The following is a 21,146-nucleotide window of genomic DNA, read 5'->3' as shown; positions in this document are numbered from 1 at the left end:
ACGACCTGTTCACTTGCGAACGGCCACATCGGATGCCTCTGGCAGTCCCGATGTGGCCGTTCGCGTGTGTATCAGCTCTCGAGCGCGATGTACTTCGTGTTCAGGTATTCCTCGATCCCCTCGGTCCCGCCCTCGCGGCCGAATCCGGATTCCTTCACGCCACCGAACGGCGCTGCCGCGTCCGAGATCACTCCGCGGTTGACGCCGATCATTCCTGATTCCAGTGCATCGGAAACCCGAAGCGCACGGTCGAGATCCCTTGTGAAGATGTACGCGGCCAGTCCGAACTCGGTGTCGTTGGCGGCTGCGATTCCCTCGGCTTCGGTGTCGAAGCCGGTGATCGCGGCGACGGGTCCGAACACCTCTTCTTTCAGAATCCGCGCGCTGGCCGGAACGTCTGCCAACACCGTGGCTGGATAGAAGTACCCTTCACCACCCGGCGCTTCGCCGCCCAGTCGCACCTTCGCCCCGGCATCCACCGCATCTGCAACCAACTCCGCGACCGTGTCGAGTTGGTTCTGGTTGATCAGCGGGCCGAGCTTCGTCTCCGGGTCGGTACCGGGTCCCATCGTGAAAGTCGCCATCTTCTCGGTCAGCTTGGTCGTGAACTCTTCACGCACGGCGTTGGCGACGTGGAACCGGTTGGCGGCGGTGCATGCTTCGCCTCCGTTGCGAAGCTTCGCCAGTACCGCGCCCTCGACTGCCTTGTCGACGTCCGCGTCGTCGAACACCACGAAGGGTGCGTTGCCACCCAATTCCATCGACGTGCGGAGCAATCGCTTCGCGGACTTCTCCACCAGCATCTTGCCGACGCCGGTGGACCCGGTGAAGGTGAGCTTGCGCAGTCGAGGGTCGTCGATGAGAGGGCCGGTCACTTCACCGGATTTCGATGTCGGCAACACCGAGAGGACTCCGTCGGGCAACCCGGCTTCGGCCATGAGCTGAGCAAGCAACAACATCGTCAACGGGGTCTCCGAGGCGGGCTTGACGATGATCGTGCAGCCGGCGGCCAACGCCGGGCCGATCTTGCGGGTACCCATCGCCAACGGGAAATTCCAGGGAGTGATGGCCAGACACGGTCCGACCGGCGCCTTGGTGACAAGGATCCGGCCGTTGCCCGCCGGCGCCGGCGTGTAGCGCCCGCCGATGCGAACGGCCTCCTCGCTGAACCACCGGAAGAACTCCGCCCCGTACTTCACCTCGGCGCGACTTTCGGCGAGTGCCTTGCCCATTTCGAGGGTCATCAGCAGCGCCACGTCCTCGGCTCGCTCGGTGATCTTCTCGAAAACGGCTCGCAGGATTTCACCACGCTCGCGCGCAGGTGTGCTCGCCCACTTCGACGAGACGGCGACGGCTTCGTCGAGAGCGCGCAGCGCGTCCGCGGGGCTCGCATCGGCGACATCGGTCAACGATTTCCCGGTCGCCGGATCCGCCACCGGGAAGGTCGCGTTGTTCTCCGCGGGCACGAACCGACCGCCGACGAACAACTGGGTGGGAACTGATCGAATGAATTCGAATGTGTCCATGGGTTCCATGATGCTCGTCGGAGCCGCGTCCGTCTGCCCGCGAGCGAGACTCACGCGGAAGTTTCCAGCTTGTGCCACTAAAGTCGATGATCGTGAGCACTGACATCACCGGAACCTCAGCCTGGCAGAAACTGCGCGCTCATTACGCCGACATCGAAGGCGTTCACCTGCGAGAACTCTTCCAGGACGATCCAGCCCGCGGGCGAGAGCTGACGATCGACGCCGGTGATCTTCACATCGACTACAGCAAGCATCGCGTCAGCCGCGAGACTCTCGCGCTGCTCGTCGACCTGGCCCGCGAGGCCGGCGTCGAGGCACGACGCGACGCGATGTTCGCGGGCGATCACATCAACACTTCCGAAGACCGCGCCGTACTACACACAGCGCTGCGTCTGCCCAAGGATTCTGCGCTGACCGTCGACGGTCAAGACGTCGTCGCCGACGTTCACGAAGTTCTGGACGCGATGGGCGCTTTTGCCGATCGTGTGCGCAGCGGCGAGTGGACCGGAGCTACCGGCAAGCGCATCCGCACCATCGTCAACATCGGCATCGGCGGTTCCGACCTCGGGCCGGTGATGGTCTACCGCGCATTACGGCATTACGCCGACGCCGGAATCAGCGTCCGGTTCGTCTCCAACATCGACCCTGTCGATCTGGTCGGACAGCTCGACGACCTCGATCCGGAGACGACGCTCTTCATCGTCGCATCCAAGACGTTCTCCACCCTCGAGACCCTCACCAACGCGACAGCGGCAAAGCGTTGGCTGTTCGCCGGTCTGGGCAGCGAAGACGTCTCGGCCGTAGCCAAGCATTTCGTCGCAGTCTCCACCCACGGTGACCGCGTGGCGGAGTTCGGCATCGACACCGCGAACATGTTCGGGTTCTGGGATTGGGTCGGCGGGCGCTACTCCGTCGACTCGGCGATCGGCTTGTCGGTCATGTGTGCCGTCGGACCCGTTCGCTTTGCGGAGTTCCTCGACGGTTTCCACCAGATCGACACGCACTTCCGAAACCAACCGCTCGAGCAGAACGCGCCGGTCCTCCTCGGCCTCATCGGGCTCTGGTACTCCAACTTCTTCGGCGCACAGTCCCGCGCAGTTCTGCCCTACTCCAACGACTTGCTGCGCTTTCCCGCCTACCTGCAGCAGCTGACCATGGAGTCCAACGGCAAATCGGTTCGCGCCGACGGCTCACCGGTGACCACGTCCACCGGTGAGATCTTCTGGGGCGAGCCCGGAACCAACGGCCAACACGCCTTCTACCAACTCCTGCATCAGGGCACCTGGCTGGTGCCTGCCGATTTCATCGGGTTCGCGGAATCCACCGACGATCTGCCTACTGCGGACGGCACGGGATCAATGCACGATCTGCTCATGAGTAACTTCTTCGCTCAGACAAAGGTTCTCGCGTTCGGGAAGACTGCCGAAGAAATCGCGTCAGAGGGCACTGCTCCGGAGCTGGTGCCACACAAGGTGATGCCAGGCAACCGACCGTCGAGCACTATCTTGGCGAAGGAGCTGACCCCCTCGGTCGTCGGTCAGCTGATCGCACTTTACGAGCACCAGGTATTTGTCGAAGGTGCTGTCTGGGGTGTCAATCCGTTCGATCAGTGGGGCGTCGAACTCGGCAAGACACAAGCCATGGAACTGGGGCCTGCGCTCTCTTCCGAAGCAGCACCCGGCGACCTCGGCGACACATCCACAGATGCTCTGGTGCAGTGGTACCGCAGAGAGCGCGGACGGGCCTGACTCACGCGGCCGCCGGGCCGAACCAACTTTCCGTTGTGTACACGCGTCCGGATCGGTCGACGAGCCGAGCCCGAAGCTCTTGCTGTTCAACCCATTTGATGGCGCTTATCCCCCGGATCAACGCAGCTTCGCTCGCGGCGTACGCCCACACCGCGTCGTCAGCAATCACCGAGACCTGTGCCCATTCCGTGGAGGGCCGCTCCTGGTTCGGCTCCCAGGAGGGCAGCTCCAGCGCCCGCGCCGTCGCCATCGCGGTTCCGTTGATCAGTTCGACTTCTTCGCTGTCCGGCACCGGAATCTGCCAGCCACCAGCCGGTGCATGGCCGGCCGTGGCGATCACGTCGCCGATCCGCACAGCAACGCCGCATTGTAATTCGGCGGCGACGATCTGCGCGGCGCGATCGACGGTGTCGGCCTTGGCAACTCCGGTGATGTCGAACGACGCACCCCAGGGCGCGTACACCACGTCTCCGTCGAGCTGTACGTCCTCGAACGTCGGGGTCGGGTGCACCGGAGGGATGGATTCGTCCTCGGAGTAGTTGTCGGCAAGCGGATTGACTGCACCGCCGGTCATACGGGCAGCCCACAGCGCCGACCGCAGCAGAGCCGACATACGTCGTGTCACTTTGACCGGAGTTCCCTGAGCGAGGTTGACGGCGTGAATCTCGGCGTCTCCCCGGCGAAGGTCGCAGACCGCTTCGGTTTCGTCGATGGCAGCTGCGATCAACGCGTGCGCAGTAGGCAGCGCAGCGCCCTCGGTGACGTCCACCTCCACGGCGGAATCCCACATCGCCCACTTCTCGACACTGACCATGTCAGTCCTGCCCTTCGAACACACTGTGTTGTAACCAGTATGCGCCGGTCAGCAACCCCCGTGCCATAAAGCGCTTCCGAGGCCGAGGCACACATGCCGCAGGTTGAGCAGCGCACGGCGGGACTGGATGGTAGATCTGTGCGACAGAATTGCCGCCCGGACTGTCGCCCTCCGTGTGCAAGACGTGTAATCCTCCACATGGTTCTGACATGCACCTGACTGCGACGACGTCGACTACTACTGGCGCAGCGGGCAATTCCGATCCGAAAGACGCAGAGTCGACGCTCGACATGTCCGGCCGGGCCGGCTGCGCTTCGAGCCCGGTCCGCCGCAGCAACACGCCCGGGCGGCGCTGATGTCACCGCATGAACCTTATGTCACCGCATGAAAAAGTGGGGACCGACGAGAAGCGCTGTGTTCCAACGTCGATGACATACCAATCGGCCGCTTTCAATGCGCGTCACTTTCGCAGGTGGACACACCTGAGCGCTCACTCTCGAGTGCAGAAAAATACGGGCCCATCACTGCGCGCGAGCGTCGAGCAGAGCACCGAGAAGAAGTCCCGAACACGCGGCGCGCCAACCGCCGGCACGACGACGCCCGGTGCCCGGCGGCAGCGCTTCGCACGTTACAGACCGAGCAGGAATGCATCGACACAAAATGGATAGGACCGGCTGAAAGAACCTGCAGCACAATGGCGTAACCACCACCGTTCGGCTTATACGCTACCGCCGTACACCTTGGCAAAACGAACGGTCAGTACGCGGCGAAAATCACATACTTTACAAAGTCTTTGGAATTTTTCTGCGCCAAATATCCGCAGGTGAAAGGACTTTCGACCAGAGTCCAGAATAACCGTGTCGTCTACTATGTGAAAACTGCGAAGTAGCTGTGACGCTGGGTCACGCTCGAGGGAGGAATTGTGACCGATTCATTCAAGGACCGTTTGAACGCCTTGTACCCGGCCACAGCACCGAGACTCACCAACGCACAAGTTGTGGAAGCCCTTTCGCAACGTGGATGCAAGATTTCGACACCGTACCTCTCGCAACTCCGGAGCGGTGTGCGCACGAATCCATCGGAGCAAGTCGTTTTGGCATTGGCCGATTACTTCGGCGTGGCAGCAGAGTACTTCTTCGGCCCGACACCTCGCCAAGATCCCGAACTGATTCCGGAAGAAGACCGTTCGGTTGTCGAAGAGTTCCACGACAGCGAATTACGTTCTCTGGCCATAAAAGCGGTCGATCTCTCCCCTGAATCGCAGGACTTGCTCTCATCGATTGCGGAGAAACTTCGCTCGTCCGAAGGACTCCCGGCCGTCCCTCCGGATTGCAGCACGTACACCCCACCGTTCACTCGCGACTAGTCCGCAGCGAAGATCAGCGAGTCAGATCAGCTAGTCAAGCGGCCCAATAGTGCCGAAGCTGTGATGATTCCGAGCAGCGCGGCACCGATCAGCACGCCGAAGTCGACGAGGTAGTCGGTCGGCATTCCGATCAGCAGACCGCGCAGCGCTGACACCTCGTAGCTCAGCGGATTGATGCGACTGAGCCACTGAACCCACGTCGGCATGAGTTCGACCGGGTACAGAGCGTTGGACGCGAAGAACAACGGCATGGTGATTGCCTGCCCGATGCCCATCAATCGATCTCGTTTGAGTACGATCCCCGCGATCGCAACCGACAGACAGGCGAAGAACGCCGAGCCGAGGACAACGACAGCCACGACGCCGAGCAGCTTGATCGGGTTCCACGTCATGCTCACGCCCAGCAGCGCCGCTACAACGACTACGACCACGGCCTGGGCGACCGCACGGATACCGGCTGCAAATGCCTTTCCGGTGACCAGCGCGGCTCGTGGCGTCGGCGTCACCATGAGTTTGGTGAGGACTCCCGCGTCACGCTCCCAGATGATCTGGATTCCGTAGAAGATCGCAACAAAAAGCGCGGACTGCGCAATGATGCCCGGCGCGAGAAAGTCGAGATACGGTACGTCGCCAGTCGGGATCGCTCGGATATGACTGAACGTCTGACCGAAGATCACCAACCAGAGGATCGGCTGGATTGCGCGCGTGACCAATTCAGATCGGTCGTGCCGCAACTTCTGAACTTCCACGAGGCGGAATGTGTAAATTCTCGAGAGCAATCGAGCAAGACTGTTGGTAGTGGGATCAGCCCAAGCGGCGCGCTGTGCGACGGGCACTGCGGACATCGTGGAGACCTCCTGACTTGCCGCCGGTGAGGTCGTCGCCGGTGTAGTGACGGAACACGTCTTCGAGAGTGGCCTCCGGCCCCAGTTCGGCGGCCAACGCGCTCGGCTCGCCCACTGCACGAAGTGCACCGTGATGCATCAACGCAACACGATCACACAACTCCTCGGCTTCTTCCATGTAGTGCGTCGTGAGCAGGACGGTCATGCCGTATCGCTTCTGCATCTCCGCCACTCGCTTCCAGACGGATTCGGGCAATGGGATCCAACCCCACCGTCGGTTCGTCGAGCACCAGCAGCGACGGTCGGTTCACCAGTGCCTGCGCAAGTTCGAGCCGTCGCACCATACCGCCGGAGAAGCTCGACGCGAGACGCTCACCTGAATCGAGCAGATCCACCATCTCGAGCGCCTGGTCGACGCGCTCGCGTCGTTCGGACCGCGGAACGTCGTACAGGCGCGCGAACCAGGTCACGTTCTCGCGTGCGGTCAATGCGCTTTCGATCGAGAGCTGTTGTGGCACGTACCCGAGGTAGCGCCGAATGGTCATCGCTTCGCTGCGAACGGAGCGACCGAGAATTCGAATGTCACCCTCTTGCAGAGGAAGTAACGTGTTGAGCAATCTGATCGTCGTCGTCTTTCCTGCACCGTTGGGACCGAGCAGGCCGAAGCATTCCCCCGCGTTGACGACCAGACTCAGGTTGTCCACCGCCCGATGACCGCCGAACTTGTATGTGACCGAGTCGATCTCGACCGCGGGTGCGTCAGGGTCAGGCATGTGCACTGCTCGGCTCCTCCACCACTGCGTCAGCATCTCACTGCCCCCCGCCTTCCGATCCGGCTGCTGCCAGAGCGCTCGCCAATCGAGACAGGGCCGGTAGAGCAGCCTCGATACTTGCCCTGTCCTCTGCGGTCAGAGTCGACAATGCCTGACCGACAATCACACTCCGGCGATCACGCCACACCTCGACGCGGGCGCGCGCCTCGTCCGCGAGCACCAATCGCGCGACGCGGCGGTCGGCCTCGTCGGCAACGCGTTCGATCACTCCATCGTCGACGAGCTGCCGCACCAAGGTGGACACCGTGTTTGCCGCGACACCCAATCGCCCGGCAGCCTCGGCCACCGACAGACCCGGGTTGCGTCGTAGCAGCCTGACGAGTTCGATCTGGGCGCCGGCGAGCGGTCGTTCCGCAAACGGCCGCCCCGACGCCTTCCTCGTGCCCCGGCGCAATTGTCCGAGCGTCTCCAGGACGTCATCCGCAAGATTTGCTCCGCTTCCATCCACAACCTCACAATAGCTCTGTAACAGAGCTATTGTCGAGGAATCCGGACGCCCGGCGTTTTCAGCTCGTCCGCAACGGGTATCCCCGATTGCTTGTCCCGAGCACTCCCGCCCAGAACGGAGACGTCATGCGCAGACAGTGGTTGTTCGCGACAGTTGCGAGTACCGCCCTGATCCTCACCGGTTGCTCGCCCGACGCCCTCGATTCCGGGGACAGCGCAGACAACGTCACTGCCATTTCGACGTCGCTGTCGCCACCCGCCGCCGCTGATGCACCCCTGCTGAAGACCGCCGACTCCCCACTCGGGACGATCGCCGTCGACGGCGAAGGCATGACCGTCTACGTCTACAACCCGGACGAGGAGAACTCACAAGCCGGGTCGTGCGACGAAGCGTGCCTGCGTTACTGGCCGGCGGTCACCTCGGTCACGGATTCGCCGATCGTCGAAGGAATCGACGCTGTCATCGGTACCATCGACGGGCCGGAAGGATCTTTCCAGATCACCGTCAACGGCAAGCCCGTCTATCGGTACCTCGACGACAAGGTTCCCGGCGACATGCTCGGACAGAGCGTCGGCAGCCTGTGGTGGATGATCGACACCGCCGGAAACCCCGTATTCAAGACCGAGTAACCCTCAGTTGTACGGCTGCCGAGCGGTTTCGGGGTCGCCGTACGTGATTGCCCGTTCCCGACGCGTCTTCGACGCCAGGGTTGCGCCCCAGTTCAGCACCGTGCTGGCGCGATTGCGGAACCCCGCGAGGAACGCGATGTGGATGATTCCCCATGACACCCATCCGATGAACCCGGACAACTGGACCGGCCCTGCCTGAAGCAACGCGTGGCGTCGCGAAATGTAGGCCGCGGTTCCAAGATCGCGGTACTTGAACGGTTTTCGGCTGGGCACTCCGTTTTCCACGGTTGCAGCGATCCGGGCACCGGCGTGCCGACCACCCTGCATCGCGACCTCGGCCACCCCGGCAAGTTTGTCCCGCGACATGAGGTCGCCCACCACGTAGACGTTCGGGTGGCCGGGAACGGTCAGATCGGCTTCCACCTCGATGCGGCCACCGCCGACCTGCTTCACACCCAGCGCCGTGGCCAGTGCCTCGGCGAACGGCACTGCTTCGACGCCCGCGGTCCACAGAATCGTGCGGGTCTCGTACTGCCGCTTCTCTTTTGTCTTCTTGTCCGTCGTCTCGATGCTGGTCTCGCACACGTCGGTGACGTGCACGCCGAGGTGAGTCTCGACGCCGATCCCGTCGAGAGTACGTTTGGCGGCGGCCGAGAGCTTGCGACTGAACGAAGGGAGCACCCGATCGTCGCCGTGGAAGAGCAGTACCCTTGCCTCGTCAGGGTCGATGGACCGGAACTCGTTGGTGAGCGCGTGCATCGCCAATTCGCGGATCTGTCCGGCTAATTCGACGCCGGTGGGTCCGCCGCCCGCCACGGCGAATGTCAGCCACGGTCGACGTTCTTCCGCAGTCGGGAGCGATTCGGCCATCTCGAACGCAGCAATGAGACTGCGCCTGATCGCCAAAGCGTCGTCGAGGGTTTTCATGCCGGGCGCCCATTTGATGAACTCGTCCTGGCCGTGGTAGGACTGGCGCATTCCAGCCGCCACGATCAGGTAGTCGTACGGCAATTCGAAGGTCGACCCGTCGAAGCGACTGGCAGTCAGTATCCCGGCGTCGGCGTCCACCGACTTGGCCTCGCCCAGAACGACGTTCGTGTTCTTGTTGTCCTCGAGCAGATGTCGCAGCGGACTTGCGATCTGCCCTTCGGAGAGCAGACCCGTGGCGCACTGGTATAGCAGGGGCTGGAAGACGTGGCTGGTCCCTCGGTCGATCAGAACCACCTCGACGTCGGCCTTCTTGAGCCGTCTCGCTGCGTACAGTCCACCGAAGCCGCCACCGACGATCACTACGCGGGGCTTACCGTTCGAGATGTGGATGCTCATCAGACAAACCTCGCTGTCACGGAGTTGGGCAGGAATCGTAGGGCCGCATCTATCCCTTGCCACTTGAGGCCGGGTAGCGCCGCTCGTGTGGTTTCCTTCTCGATGGCGTCGACCATGGCACTGACGCCTTCGTCCAGACTGGCCATGAGCGCTGCGTCGTCGCCGGCGCCGGCGGACATGTCGGTCTTGATGAAGCCCGGCAGCAGGGTGGTGACCCGAATAGGTGTGCGCGCCAACTCGATACTGAGCGCCTCACCCAGAGCCGCTACCCCGGCCTTGCTTGCCGAATAGGCCGCTTTTGGCCCGGGTAGCCCCCGATCCGCGCTTATCGAGGACACGAGAACCAGGTGTCCGGCGTCCTGCGCGCGGAAGATCTCGAGCGCAGCTTCACACTGCGACAGCGCGCCGACAAAATTCGTCTGCGCTGTTGCAAGATTCGCGTGCGCTTTTCCGGTTCCGATCTTGGCGCCCTTGCCGAGCCCGGCGTTCACGATCACCCGGTCCAGGCCACCCAACTCGTCGCGCAGCTCACCGAAAACCCGGACGACGGAATCGTGTTCGGTCACATCGAGTTCGCGCACTGCGACGCTGATCGACGGGTACTGCGCCACCAACTCCCCTCGCAGCGTGTCGAGACGATCCGTCCGCCGGGCACACAGCGCGAGGTCGCGACCGGCCGCGGCGAATCTCCTGGCCATCTCCTCCCCCAGACCCGAACTGGCACCGGTGATCAAAATCTTCTGCCGCGTCATGGGTGCAACTGTAGCCACCATCGAGCTCTCGTACCCGGCAGTAACCGAGCGAACTCGGACCGATCCGGCATACCGTGGAGCAATGACCGACGAATTCGATGTCATCGTGATCGGCGGTGGGCCCGCCGGCGAGAACGCCGCCGCATACGCCATCGCCGGAAGTAATCGCACCGCCGCAATCGTGGAACACGAACTGGTCGGTGGTGAATGCTCGTATTGGGCCTGTATGCCCAGCAAGGCACTACTGCGCCCGGGGCAGGTCCTCGAGGCGGCCGACGCCTTGCCCGGGATCCCGGCCGGACCGCTGGACGTCGATGCCATTCTGAAACGGCGCGACTCGTTCACCCACAACCACGACGATTCGTCCCAGGTCGACTGGGCAACCTCCGCGGGCATCACCGTGATCAAAGGCCACGGGGTCATCGACGGCGAGCGAGCAGTGACCGTCGACGGGACCCGTAAGCTCCGTGCCCGCCAGGCCGTCGTACTCGCCACGGGAACGACCGCCACCGTCCCGAAGACACCGGGATTGCGCGAGGCACTCCCGTGGACCTCGCGCGACGCCACCAACCTGCACGAGGTTCCGTCGCGAGTGGCGGTCATCGGCGGCGGAGTGGTCGCAACGGAGTGCGCAACGTGGTTGTCGTCGTTCGGCGCTCACGTGACGTTGCTCGTGAGGGGCGATGCTCTGTTGAAATCAGCAGAACCGTTTGCCGGAACGATGGTGGCCGAAGCACTCGGCGCCCGCGGTGTGGACGTTCGACTGAGCACTGCCGTCAACTCGGTCTCACGCCCCGATGCCAAGGACACCGGCGAAGGTCACATCCACGGTGGACCCGTCAGCATCGAGACATCGTCCGGCGTGATCGAAGTCGACGAGGTCATCGTCGCGGCGGGCCGCGGGCCGACATCTGCCGATCTCGGCTTGTCCGTCATCGGCCTCGAGGACGGCAAGTACGTCACCACTGACGATCACCTCTGTGCCCAAGGTGAGTGGCTCTACGCCGTCGGCGACATCAACGGTCGTTCTCCCCTCACCCACATGGGCAAGTATCAGGCGAGAGTCTGCGGAGACGTCATCGCCGCGCGGGCCGAGAGCCGCGGACTCAGGGGACCTCGGTACACGGCGTCGGCGGACAACGGACAGGTCCCCCAGGTGGTGTTCACCTCACCCGAAATCGCCTGGGTGGGACGCACCGAGAAGAAAGCTCGCGACGACGGCTACGACGTCGAAGTCGTGGAGATCGAACTCGCCGTCGCGGGATCTTCGCTGCTGCGCGACGACTACTCGGGGCGCGCGAAGTTGGTGATCGACAAGGCCACCGACGTGATCCTCGGCGCTACCTTCGCCGGGCCCGAAGTATCCGAGCTGGTGCATGCGGCGACAATCGCGGTCGTCGGCGCCGTACCACTGGAAACTCTCTGGCATGCGGTGCCCTCGTATCCGACGGTCAGTGAAGTCTGGCTTCGATTGCTGGAGGCTCGCCGCTGACGCGCTCCCGAAGTACGTATAGTCGCGACATGGCGTCCGACATACTTGTGACCACGGCCGACGGCACCCTGCGCGGCCGCCGGGTGGGAAAACTTCGTGCCTGGCGCGGAATTCCCTACGCCCGGCCGCCGGTCGGAACACTGCGTCTGACGCGACCCCAGCCGGTCACGCCGTGGACCGGAGAACGCGACGCGACCAGGTTCGGCGACGCGTCTGTCCAACACAAGAAGGGGCTGTTGCTCGCGCCCGGGAAGTACCAGCCGAGCAGCGAGGACTGCCTGACGCTCAACGTGCTCGCCCCCGCGAACACCGGCAATACTCCGCGTCCCGTCATGGTTTTCATCCACGGTGGGGCAAACACCATCGGGACCTCGGCCACCGGCTTGTACTCGGGCGTGTCCCTCGTCGAACACGGCGACGTCGTCTACGTCTCGATCAACTACCGACTCGGCGCTCTGGGCTACCTCGATTTCACCCCGTTCTCCACATCCGAGCGCGTATTCGACTCCAACCTCGGACTGCGCGATCAGGTCGCGGCCCTGCAGTGGGTGCAACGCAACATCGCCGCCTTCGGTGGGGATCCTGAAAAAGTCACGATTTTCGGTGAATCCGCCGGAGCCACCGCCGTCACCACCCTGATGGCGACTCCGGCCGCCAAGGGACTCTTCGCCGGCGCTATCGCCGAGAGTTCGGCTCCGGATCTGGTCTCGAGCACGCAGCGATCGCATGCCTGGGGCGCGCGTTTCGTCGAGATCCTCAATTCCGGCCTACCACCCGCGAAGGCCCTGACCTCGGCGACAGCCGTCGAATTGGGCAGAGCCGGAAGCAGACTGGGCGCCGAGGTACTCGCGAACACACCTGGACTACATCCCTTCGGACCGGTCGTCGACGGCGACTTCCTGCCGCGCTCCCCCTTGGACGCATTCAAAGAAGGATCGGCACACCAGGTGCCGATGATCATCGGCACCAACAGACGGGAGGGGACGCTGTTCCCGAAGGTGCTCGACGCACTTCCGACCAACCCGTCGCGCATCGACACCATGTTTGCCCTCACCGATCCCGAGGCCGGGAAGCGCATCCTCGCGACCTATCCCGGCTACCCGGACGAGCAGTCCGCGATCGACGTCGGCGGAGACGTCACGTTCTGGCACCCGTCCGTGGAGTTGATGCAAGCGCACGCACAATCGGCGCCGACGTACGCCTACCGATTCGACTTCGCGCCGACGATGATGCGCTGGCTCGGCCTCGACGCCACACACGGATTCGAGATGTTTGCAGTCTTCGGCATCGGTGACACCCTTGTCGGGCGCGGCCTCACCCTTCCCGGCGGTCGACGCGGACTGCGCGCAGTCACCGAATCTGTTCAGGGACACTGGCTTCACTTCGCCGAGCACGGCTCGCCGCGCGGATCGTGGCCGCGCTACGAGGGGCAGGAGCGTCGGACCATGATCTTCGACGAGATCGTCCGCGTCGAGAACGATCCCAGACGTGAACAACGCTTGGCCTGGGCGGGATACAGCGGTTACCGTAGCCACGGCACCGACATCTCCCTACCGTGACGAGCCCCCTCGAGATCACTCTCGATTCCGGGGTCGTACGCGGGCGCCTCGATCGAGGACTGCGCACCTGGCGAGCAATCCCCTACGCAACGGCCCCGACCGGTCCTCGGAGATTTCGCGCACCGCAGCCGGTCGAGGCTTGGCATGGTGTCCGCCCGGCGGAAGCATTCGGCTCTCCGTCTCCGCAGCGCAAGAGCAATTTCGACGAGAACTCACTCTTCGTCAATGTCGTGGCTCCGCAGGTACCGTCGGATTCGTTGCGACCGGTCATGGTTTTCATTCACGGCGGCGCGTACAACGGCGGGAATCCGTCGACGCCCATGTACCGCGGAACGAGCCTGGTCGAACGTGGCGACATCGTCTACGTCTCGATCCAATATCGTCTCGGCGCGTTGGGCTACCTCGATTTCAGTGAATATTCCACTGCGGAAAGATCATTCGAGACGAACCTCGGATTGCGCGATCAGATCGCCGCGCTGACGTGGGTCCAACGCAACATCGCCGCTTTCGGTGGCGACCCGAACGCCGTCACCGTCTTCGGTGAATCGTCCGGCGCCAACGCGGTCACCACTCTGATGGCAACGCCGGCGGCACGAGGGCTGTTCGCCCAGGCCATCGCTCAAAGTCCGCCGGCTGCTTCGGCATACGGAAAAGAGCGAGCGCACCGTTGGGCACGCGAGTTCCTCGAGATCGCACAGGCTCCGGACGCCGATCCGGCATCGTGGCTGCGCTCCGCTTCGGTGAAGGACCTGGTCGATGCCGGCGAAGAACTTGCGCGCCGCGGCGCGGACGAAGAACCCGGAACGCGGGCATTTGCCCCCGTGGTGGGTGACGACGTCCTTCCCGAACACCCGCTCGACGTGTTCGCCGCCGGACGCGCCCACCCCGTTCCGCTGCTCGTCGGTTCGAATCTCCACGAGGGAAGAATCTTCCCGCGCGTTCTCGACATCTTGCCTACCGACCCGGTTCGGATCGAGAAGATGTTCTCCCACACCACCCCTGAAGTGAAAGCACGTGCGCTCGCGGCGTATCCCACGTATCCGCACCGGTTTGCTGCCGCAGATCTCGGCGGCGACATCACGTTCTGGGAGCCCGCGATACTCTGCGCACAGGGTCATTGCCAGGTAGCTCCTACCTACAGTTACCGCTACGATTTTGCGCCTCGCCTGCTCAGACTCATCGGCATGGGCGCTACCCACGCCACCGAATTGCTTGCGGTCTTCGGGCGTTCGGATGCACTCACCGCGGCCTTGACCGCGGTCGGTGGGCGCCGCGGACTGACTGCGGTGACCTCCACCATGCAGCGCCACTGGATCCATTTCGCCCGCCACGGAGTGCCGGACCGGGATTGGCCCGCCTACTCCGTACCGGAGCGGCAAACAATGATCTTCGACGAGACGTCCCGAGTGGAGAACGACCCGATGGGTGAGCGTCGACGGGCTTGGATCGGCTACGAGCACAGGCGCTGAAGCCCGATCAGAAGAACTGACCTTTCACGAAACCTGCGAGTAGGACGGCAAATCCGCCCACCTCACCGAGGATCAGCAGAAACATCCCGAGGTGCAGGGGCGGACCGGCGGACTCGAACTGATTGTCGGTGTCCTTCATCGCACCGTGAGCGATGTAGCTGAATATCGCTGCGAGAAAGAAGAACACGACCACTGCGGCACTGGTCAGGTTGATCCACGTCGGCCACGCACTGAGTTCGACGAACACCGCGATCAGCAGCGTCGCAAACGAGTACATCAGGGCAGCGCGGTGTGCGATGTCGACATACGGATGGGCGAGGTGATTGTCCGAAGTGGCCATCTGTCGGTATTTCCAGATTCCCAGGCACAGGGAGAGAAGGAAGATCAGACCGGCAGCGAGAAGCGTCAGTGTCGTGTCGATCCCCAGCGTCATCTGCCCACCCCGCAGTGCGTTTCCAGCGAGTCACCGCTGGGTGATCCAGCCGAAGGCTTGTCGTAGACGACAACCAGCACCACCGCACGATCCGCCGACACCGACCGCATCCGGTGCGGCGTATTCGCGTCGAAGTACAAGCTGTCGCCGGCGTCGAGGTGCATCGTCTGCCCGGGGATTTCGAATTCTACGGATCCGGAATGCACGAACACGAACTCCTCTCCCGTGTGGTCCATGAACTTGGGACCCATCACCGAGGCCGGATGAACCACGAACGGCTGCATGGCCTTTCCGACCAGTGAGGGCGCGATCGGATCGTAGACGGAAGACTGCACGGAGTTGGCCGGGTCGATCACGCGGTCCTTCGCGCGCACGATCGTCATGGCATTTCCCTCCATACTGTCCGAGAACAGTTGCCCCACATCGGCGTCGAGCACACGCGCAATCTTGAGTGCCACCGCGATCGACGGGGTACTGATACCCCGCTCGACCTTGGAGAGATAGCTCTTCGTCAGACCGGTCTGCTCGGCCAGGCCCTCGAGCGTCAGACCGGCGCGACGCCGATGTGTTCGCAAAAACGCTGCCATTCGGTTCCCCTCACGAGACTTTGTGTCATCACCTTACCAATACATTGACCTGCGGCGATCAGCGATGCAGGAATCGAAGGTTGCACATTTCCGTCCTATATGACACTTTGTGTCTTATAGGTGACTGAATGTCATTGATTTCCGGGTCCCGAGAAAGGCACACCCCATGACCGACACGATGCATGCGAGCAAGCAGGAACTCATGGCCACCGCCGAGACGAAGATGCTCACCGAAGTAACGACAGGTAGTTGGACTCTTCGACAGAAGATCGCACTGACCTGCCGGGCACTGTCGGACGCCGGCCACGACTCCGGCCTTGCCGGACAGATCTCCGCCCGCGGTGGGCAGCCGGGAACGTTTGTCACACAGCGACTCGGCCTCGGGTTCGACGAGATCACCGAGGACAACCTCCTGCTCGTCAACGAGGATCTCGAAGTCCTCGACGGGGAGGGCATGCCGAACCCCGCCAACAGGTTCCACAGTTGGATCTACCGCGCACGACCCGACGTCAACTGCATCGTCCACACACACCCACTACATGCGACGGCGCTGTCGATGCTCGAGATTCCCCTCGTCGTCTCCCAAATGGACATCGCGCCGCTCTACGACGACTGCGCATTTCTCGCCGACTGGCCCGGGGTTCCCGTGGGAAACGAGGAGGGCGAGATCATTTCGGCTGCACTCGGCGACAAGCGGGCAATTCTGCTCGCCCACCACGGCCAACTCGTCGTCGGCAACACGGTCGAAGAGGCATGCTCTCTCGGGCATCTGATCGAGCGAGCGGCCAGACTGCAGTTGCTGGCGATGGCTGCCGGAGACATCAAGCCGCTACCGCCTCGCCTGGCGAAGGAGGCACACGATTGGACACTGACTCCTCGGCGCAGCGAGGCGAACTTCGCTTACTACGCCCGTCGCGCTCTCCGCAATCATCCCGACACACTGACCAACTGACTTTTGTTTCCCACCAACAGAACTGAGAGCCTCATGAGCAGCACCATCAAGGGAATCGTCGCCTATCCCATCACCCCGTTCGACCGGGACACCGGAGCATTCGACCCCAAGCCGCTACACACGCTCCTCGACAGCATGATCAGCAGTGGTGTCGACGCGATAGCCCCACTCGGCAGTACCGGCGAGAGCGCCTATCTCGACGATGCAGAGTGGGAGACGGTCGCTCGGGAGACTGTCGACTACGTCGACCGCCGAGTCCCCACCGTCGTCGGAGTGTCGGATCTGACGACGGCGGGAGCACTCCGCCGAGCATCGATCGCGGCAGACGCCGGAGCCGACGCAATGATGCTCCTCCCCACGTCGTACTGGCATCTGGGTGAGCAGGAGATTCGTGAACACGTCACCGCGGTGGCCGATTCCGTCGACATTCCCACGATGATCTACAACAATCCGGCCACCACCGGGATCGACATGTCGCCGGAGTTTCTCGTCGATCTCGTCTCCACCGTCGACGGCATCACGATGATCAAGGAATCCACCGGCGACATCACCCGGATGAACCGCATCAACGAACTGAGCGGTGGCACGATCCCCTTCTTCAACGGCAGCAATCCTCTTGCACTGCAATCTTTCTCTGCCGGTGCAAGCGGATGGTGCACGGCAGCCCCGTGTCTGGCCCCCGAACAGGTGGTGCACTTCTGGCGTCTACTCGAATCCGGTGATCGGTCGGGTGCCGCCGCTGTGTTCGAACAGATCGAGCCGCTACTGAAGGTCCTCGTCAGTCGCGGACTGCCGTCGACGGTCAAAGCCGGGTTGGAATCTCTCGGCGTCGACGCCGGCCTTCCCCGCCGGCCCCTGCTGTCCCTCGACGACAACACCAGGACAGCTTTGTCCGACGCTCTGTCGGTGGCTCGCGGTGTAATCGTCGCGTCGTGACCTGACGTGGGAGTGGGTTCCGGCAAGATGGGATGCACACCGACCGAAGGAGGGGCACCATGTCCGTAGATTCACGGTCTGCGAGGATCGCCGTCACCGGCGCGACCGGTCATATCGGCGGACTGGCGGCCCGGTCGTTGGCCGACGCCGGTGTCCCACAGCGGCTGATCGCACGGTCGGTCAACCGATTACCGCAGCTCCCCGGTGCCGATTCGGCCGAGACCACGTACGGGGATCAGAAGCGCGCTCTCGCGGCTCTGGCCGGAATCGACACCCTCTTCATGGTCTCGGCGGCCGAAAGCGCAGATCGTCTGGATCAGCACCGCACCTTCATCGACGCCGCAGCGGAGGCCGGGGTCAGGCACATCGTGTACACGTCTTTCCTCGGCGCTGCTCCGGACGCGACGTTCACGCTCGCTCGCGATCACTGGGTCACCGAAGAACATATCCGCGCTTCCGGGCTCGCATTCACCTTCCTGCGCGACAGCTTCTACCTCGATTTCCTACCCGCTCTCGCCGGTGAAGACGGTGTGATCCGCGGACCCGCAGGGGACGGTCTCGTCGGCGCGGTAGCGCGCTCCGACATTGCTGCCGTCGCTGTGTCGGTTCTGCAGGATCTGGATTCTCATGTCGGACAGACGTACAACCTGACCGGACGGGAGGCACTGACGCTCTCCGAGGCCGCGAGCATCATCACCGAAGTCACCGGCAAGCGGACCACGTACGTCGAGGAAACGCTCGAGGAAGCTTACGAATCGCGGGCGTCGTACAACGCACCCGCTTGGGAACTCGACGCATGGGTGTCGACGTACACCGCAATCGCGCAGGGTGAATTGGCGCTGATCACGGGCACCGTGGAGGACCTTGTCGGCCGGCCTGCGCTCACGCTGCGTGAATTCCTCACAGCAGAAACCGCCTGATGCCACCACGCAAAGCAACCACGGCACGCAAGGCTGCCGCAAAGAAGGCTGCACCGCAGAAGGCTGCACCGAAGAAGGCTGCACCCAAGAGGAACACGACCAGAAAGACCGCCCCGAAGAAGACTGTCGCAAAGAAGAGCTCACGCGCGACGATGCCGGATGTGCCGACTGCCGGCCCTGGTGAGAGAGTCTGGCTCCTCGACGTTCCCTTTCGGACGCCGGCGCCTGGTGCGCAGTTCGTCAAGAAATGGAAGAGCTACGCGTGGGTCGGTGCGGAGTTGCCCGTAGAACTCGCTCCATTCAAGGCACTCCCCTTCTCTTATCAGCAGTGGGTAGAGGACGACATCAATGACAGCACCGGTGAACGTCCCGTTGCTGCACCCAAAATTCCTCGGCCCGAGCAGGTTTCGGGGGCTGCAGCCGTCGTCGATGCCGCTCGCGCCGGCAAACGCGGATTTCTGTTGGCAGACAATGCAGGCCTGGGTAAGACGCTGATCGCAGTGATGTCTGCCAAGACGATTGCCGAGGAGCGCGGCGAAACCAACATCCTCGTCCTCGTCGATCGACCCGCACAGATCACCATTCCGCATTGGCGCTATTCCATCGCCTCGGTGGGCGACGGTGGATTCCGCTGGTTGATCATGTCGCCTGACCAATTGAAGAAGCTGATCGCGCGAAACGGCCGCCCCAAGTACACGTTCGGTGTGGTGATTGCCGACGAGGCCCAGCTGTACAGCAACGACACACAGCGCACGGCGGCATTCGAGAAGGTCGCGCGCTTTTCGAATGCTCACGAGCAAGCGCCGTTCGTCCTGTCCGTGACGGCAACACCGGGACACACGCCGGCCGACCAGCGTTACCTGGCACCGCTTTTCGCGCAGCTGCATTCAGAACCTTCGGAGTACTGGTCCGACCTGGGCGCCAGGCTGGTCGAGTCCGGCCTTCCGCTGGACAAGTCCTACGGGAAGTGGACGTGGAGCGCAGAGGCGAAGGAATCACCTACGCTGCAATCTCGCGCGCTCGAGACCGTGCGTGGGTGGATGTCGAACAGCAAACCGCCCTTGATGATTCATCGACCGACTCCGTGGGGACCTGTTCCGCTCGACGGTATGCCGATCGACCTCACCCATGCCCAGCGCGCCGAGTACGAGACGGAGTGGGCCGAGTACGCCTACGAAATGGGATTGGCCCGCAAGAGTCGCAACATCGCGCGCGGCCGTGCGCTGGTTCTGCGCTACCGACAGAAAGCGGGCATGATCCGCGCCGAGTCGACGGCCCAGTGGGCGCAGGCGCAGGTCAAGGCAGGCAAGCAGGTGTTGGCGGCCGTCGAATTCGTCTCCACGGCAGGTGATCCACTGGTCGAGATGATCGAAGACGCCGGGATCTCGGTGGCAAAACTGTTCGGTGCGGTGCCGGACAAGGAGGGTCAACGTCTGCGGTTTCAACGCGGGGACGCACCGGTCATCGTCTTCAATGTCACGACCTCGATCTCGCTCCATGCCAACGAAGCACTCCCGGACGGCACTCACGCGTCCCCGTTGCCACGGACGGGAATCTTTCATCAACCGCGATACTCAGGGATCGCGGCAGAACAGACGTTCGGTCGGTCGCATCGCGACTACCAGACGTGCCCGTGGGTCATACCCTTCGGCGTGGGCACCAAGGAAGAGGACGTCGCCACGGTCATGTTGCGCAATCTCAATTCGGTCACAGGTCTGAAAGGTGGTGATCGATCCGGTCTGCGGTCGCTGTCCGAACTGCTCGGCGTCGAGTGGCTCGAGCCTGATGTCTTGACCTCGGAGGGTTGATCTTCCAACGACCGTCCAACGCGCACAAACGAACGGTTTCGGCGGTATGCCCCAATTCCACTCCACCAAAACCGAATTCGGCTGACCGCTTCATTCCTTTCGGGACCTTGGGACTCAGGTATCTGTGACCTGACGTGGCAGACTCTTCCGAGTCGAGGTGCACCAGCCTCGAAACAGTGCCGAGAATGCGAGGGGTCCGATGCGCAATATCTACCGGTCATTGATGCGCAATGTCGGCCATACACAATGGTTCTCGGATCTCGGCAAGGATCTGGTTCCGCTCGATCGAGCAGTGCAGAGAGTGTCGGGAGGCAAGCTCTCGCTGGTCGGAGAGAACACCGTGACTCAGCTACTGCTCACCACGACGGGCCGTAAGACCGGCCGTTCTCGCACCACGCCACTCCTGTACGCACCCGACGGCGATGCGTTTGTCGTCGTCGGTTCGAACTGGGGGCAGGATACGCATCCAGCATGGACACTCAATTTGATGGCAAACCCCACCGCGATCGTGACAGTGAAGGGCGTCGAAATACCGGTCGGTGCGAGTCTGGCGGAGGGCGCCACGCGTAAGAAACTGTGGGAGCTCGCGACCACCACGTGGCCGCCGTACGAAACCTACGCCGATCGAGCATTCGGGCGCCAGATCCGCGTATTTCGACTCCAACCTGTCAAATAACTGCTGCCGGGCGCAGGATGGGAAGGA

General features: G+C 62.9%; 20 protein-coding genes and 1 pseudogene. 12 read left to right on the top strand and 9 right to left on the bottom strand.

Annotated features, from left to right (window positions below):
• Positions 1-71 precede the first annotated feature (71 nt).
• Positions 72-1,526 (bottom strand): NAD-dependent succinate-semialdehyde dehydrogenase, encoded by a 1,455-nt coding sequence (locus tag G9U53_RS20555; protein ID WP_007727613.1) that lies wholly within the window; start codon positions 1,524-1,526, stop codon positions 72-74.
• 92 nt (positions 1,527-1,618) lie between these two features.
• On the opposite strand from G9U53_RS20555, the gene pgi reads away from it, so the two are divergent.
• Positions 1,619-3,274: a glucose-6-phosphate isomerase gene (gene pgi, locus G9U53_RS20550; RefSeq protein WP_007727615.1), complete on the top strand. Its 1,656-nt coding sequence runs from the start codon at positions 1,619-1,621 to the stop codon at positions 3,272-3,274.
• Position 3,275: 1 nt separating this feature from the next.
• Here pgi and G9U53_RS20545 read toward each other — a convergent pair whose 3' ends face one another.
• Positions 3,276-4,088: an FAD:protein FMN transferase gene (locus G9U53_RS20545; RefSeq protein ID WP_007727618.1), complete on the bottom strand. Its 813-nt coding sequence runs from the start codon at positions 4,086-4,088 to the stop codon at positions 3,276-3,278.
• A gap of 209 nt (positions 4,089-4,297) precedes the next feature.
• On the opposite strand from G9U53_RS20545, the gene G9U53_RS20540 reads away from it, so the two are divergent.
• Both G9U53_RS20540 and G9U53_RS20535 read left to right on the top strand, forming a co-directional pair.
• A complete protein-coding gene (locus G9U53_RS20540; protein WP_156423122.1) occupies positions 4,298-4,444 on the top strand; it encodes a hypothetical protein in 147 nt (48 codons plus the stop codon).
• A 566-nt stretch (positions 4,445-5,010) separates the two neighbouring features.
• A complete protein-coding gene (locus G9U53_RS20535; protein WP_003946341.1) occupies positions 5,011-5,454 on the top strand; it encodes a helix-turn-helix transcriptional regulator in 444 nt (147 codons plus the stop codon).
• Between the two features lie 26 nt (positions 5,455-5,480).
• Here the strand turns inward: G9U53_RS20535 and G9U53_RS20530 are convergent, their stop codons facing one another.
• The 3 genes and pseudogenes from G9U53_RS20530 to G9U53_RS20520 form a co-directional block, all read right to left on the bottom strand.
• On the bottom strand, positions 5,481-6,299 hold the full coding sequence (locus G9U53_RS20530) for an ABC transporter permease (RefSeq protein WP_058037875.1): 819 nt from the start codon (positions 6,297-6,299) through the stop codon (positions 5,481-5,483).
• Positions 6,259-7,108, bottom strand: a pseudogene (locus tag G9U53_RS20525) (ATP-binding cassette domain-containing protein). The gene G9U53_RS20530 and the pseudogene G9U53_RS20525 overlap by 41 nt, the downstream one beginning before the upstream one ends.
• Position 7,109: 1 nt before the next feature.
• A complete protein-coding gene (locus tag G9U53_RS20520) occupies positions 7,110-7,580 on the bottom strand; it encodes a MarR family transcriptional regulator (RefSeq protein WP_058037873.1) in 471 nt (156 codons plus the stop codon).
• A 125-nt stretch (positions 7,581-7,705) separates the two neighbouring features.
• Between G9U53_RS20520 and G9U53_RS20515 the strand changes: the two genes are divergently transcribed.
• A complete protein-coding gene (locus G9U53_RS20515; protein ID WP_007727629.1) occupies positions 7,706-8,209 on the top strand; it encodes a hypothetical protein in 504 nt (167 codons plus the stop codon).
• 3 nt (positions 8,210-8,212) lie between these two features.
• On the opposite strand, the gene G9U53_RS20510 is transcribed toward G9U53_RS20515, so the two are convergent.
• Positions 8,213-9,535, bottom strand: a complete 1,323-nt coding sequence (locus tag G9U53_RS20510; RefSeq protein ID WP_003946361.1) for an NAD(P)/FAD-dependent oxidoreductase — start codon at positions 9,533-9,535, stop codon at positions 8,213-8,215.
• Entirely contained in the window at positions 9,535-10,287 is a 753-nt protein-coding gene (locus G9U53_RS20505) for an SDR family oxidoreductase (RefSeq protein WP_019744767.1), read from the bottom strand. Before G9U53_RS20505 ends, G9U53_RS20510 begins: the two co-directional genes overlap by 1 nt.
• A gap of 82 nt (positions 10,288-10,369) precedes the next feature.
• On the opposite strand from G9U53_RS20505, the gene G9U53_RS20500 reads away from it, so the two are divergent.
• From G9U53_RS20500 to G9U53_RS20490, 3 genes are read left to right on the top strand one after another with little or no spacing between them, the layout of a single operon-like run.
• Positions 10,370-11,779, top strand: a complete 1,410-nt coding sequence (locus tag G9U53_RS20500; protein WP_042449247.1) for an NAD(P)/FAD-dependent oxidoreductase — start codon at positions 10,370-10,372, stop codon at positions 11,777-11,779.
• 29 nt (positions 11,780-11,808) lie between these two features.
• On the top strand, positions 11,809-13,338 hold the full coding sequence (locus G9U53_RS20495; RefSeq protein WP_058037872.1) for a carboxylesterase/lipase family protein: 1,530 nt from the start codon (positions 11,809-11,811) through the stop codon (positions 13,336-13,338).
• Entirely contained in the window at positions 13,335-14,807 is a 1,473-nt protein-coding gene (locus G9U53_RS20490; protein WP_058037871.1) for a carboxylesterase/lipase family protein, read from the top strand. Before G9U53_RS20495 ends, G9U53_RS20490 begins: the two co-directional genes overlap by 4 nt.
• 7 nt (positions 14,808-14,814) lie before the next feature.
• Here the strand turns inward: G9U53_RS20490 and G9U53_RS20485 are convergent, their stop codons facing one another.
• Together G9U53_RS20485 and G9U53_RS20480 are read right to left on the bottom strand one after the other, a co-directional pair.
• A complete protein-coding gene (locus G9U53_RS20485; RefSeq protein ID WP_003946354.1) occupies positions 14,815-15,240 on the bottom strand; it encodes a hypothetical protein in 426 nt (141 codons plus the stop codon).
• Positions 15,237-15,827, bottom strand: a complete 591-nt coding sequence (locus G9U53_RS20480) for an XRE family transcriptional regulator (RefSeq protein WP_003946400.1) — start codon at positions 15,825-15,827, stop codon at positions 15,237-15,239. The genes G9U53_RS20485 and G9U53_RS20480 overlap by 4 nt, the downstream gene beginning before the upstream one ends.
• Positions 15,828-15,993: 166 nt before the next feature.
• On the opposite strand from G9U53_RS20480, the gene G9U53_RS20475 reads away from it, so the two are divergent.
• The 5 genes from G9U53_RS20475 to G9U53_RS20455 all read left to right on the top strand — a co-directional run bounded on the left by G9U53_RS20475 (position 15,994) and on the right by G9U53_RS20455 (position 21,119).
• Positions 15,994-16,779, top strand: coding sequence for an aldolase (locus G9U53_RS20475; protein ID WP_030534888.1), 786 nt, complete (start codon positions 15,994-15,996; stop codon positions 16,777-16,779).
• Between the two features lie 33 nt (positions 16,780-16,812).
• A complete protein-coding gene (locus tag G9U53_RS20470) occupies positions 16,813-17,715 on the top strand; it encodes a dihydrodipicolinate synthase family protein (protein ID WP_058037870.1) in 903 nt (300 codons plus the stop codon).
• 59 nt (positions 17,716-17,774) lie between these two features.
• Positions 17,775-18,635 carry an SDR family oxidoreductase gene (locus G9U53_RS20465; RefSeq protein WP_058037869.1) on the top strand — a complete coding sequence of 287 codons (861 nt, stop codon included), beginning with the start codon at positions 17,775-17,777 and terminating at the stop codon, positions 18,633-18,635.
• The gene (locus G9U53_RS20460; RefSeq protein ID WP_058037868.1) at positions 18,635-20,443 is read left to right on the top strand and encodes a DEAD/DEAH box helicase family protein; all 1,809 of its coding nucleotides are present in this window, start codon (positions 18,635-18,637) and stop codon (positions 20,441-20,443) included. Before G9U53_RS20465 ends, G9U53_RS20460 begins: the two co-directional genes overlap by 1 nt.
• Before the next feature lie 199 nt (positions 20,444-20,642).
• Entirely contained in the window at positions 20,643-21,119 is a 477-nt protein-coding gene (locus G9U53_RS20455; protein ID WP_003946395.1) for a nitroreductase/quinone reductase family protein, read from the top strand.
• Positions 21,120-21,146 lie beyond the last annotated feature (27 nt).

This window comes from Rhodococcus sp. D-46 (assembly GCF_011290655.1).
Taxonomy (GTDB): Bacteria; Actinomycetota; Actinomycetes; order Mycobacteriales; family Mycobacteriaceae; genus Rhodococcus_F; species Rhodococcus_F qingshengii.
Note: the sequence above shows the minus strand (reverse complement) of the source record. Positions and strands in the feature narration are given on the sequence as shown.